Source organism: Erwinia psychrophila, assembly GCF_039023475.1.
Taxonomy (GTDB): Bacteria; Pseudomonadota; Gammaproteobacteria; order Enterobacterales; family Enterobacteriaceae; genus Erwinia.
This window is the reverse complement of record NZ_JBCHVB010000031.1, coordinates 1-616: the sequence shown is the minus strand read 5'-3', so window position 1 is coordinate 616 and position 616 is coordinate 1. Positions and strand designations below refer to the sequence as shown.

The following is a 616-nucleotide window of genomic DNA, read 5'->3' as shown; positions in this document are numbered from 1 at the left end:
TGTGCCCTTGAGGCGTGGCTTCCGGAGCTAACGCGTTAAGTCGACCGCCTGGGGAGTACGGCCGCAAGGTTAAAACTCAAATGAATTGACGGGGGCCCGCACAAGCGGTGGAGCATGTGGTTTAATTCGATGCAACGCGAAGAACCTTACCTACTCTTGACATCCACGGAACTTGCCAGAGATGGCTTGGTGCCTTCGGGAACCGTGAGACAGGTGCTGCATGGCTGTCGTCAGCTCGTGTTGTGAAATGTTGGGTTAAGTCCCGCAACGAGCGCAACCCTTATCCTTTGTTGCCAGCGATTCGGTCGGGAACTCAAAGGAGACTGCCGGTGATAAACCGGAGGAAGGTGGGGATGACGTCAAGTCATCATGGCCCTTACGAGTAGGGCTACACACGTGCTACAATGGCGCATACAAAGAGAAGCGACCTCGCGAGAGCAAGCGGACCTCATAAAGTGCGTCGTAGTCCGGATCGGAGTCTGCAACTCGACTCCGTGAAGTCGGAATCGCTAGTAATCGTGGATCAGAATGCCACGGTGAATACGTTCCCGGGCCTTGTACACACCGCCCGTCACACCATGGGAGTGGGTTGCAAAAGAAGTAGGTAGCTTAACCT

General features: G+C 54.9%; 1 rRNA gene. It reads left to right on the top strand.

The features are described 5' to 3' along the window. Window positions 1-616, top strand: a 16S ribosomal RNA gene (locus AAH446_RS19685); the annotation flags it as partial.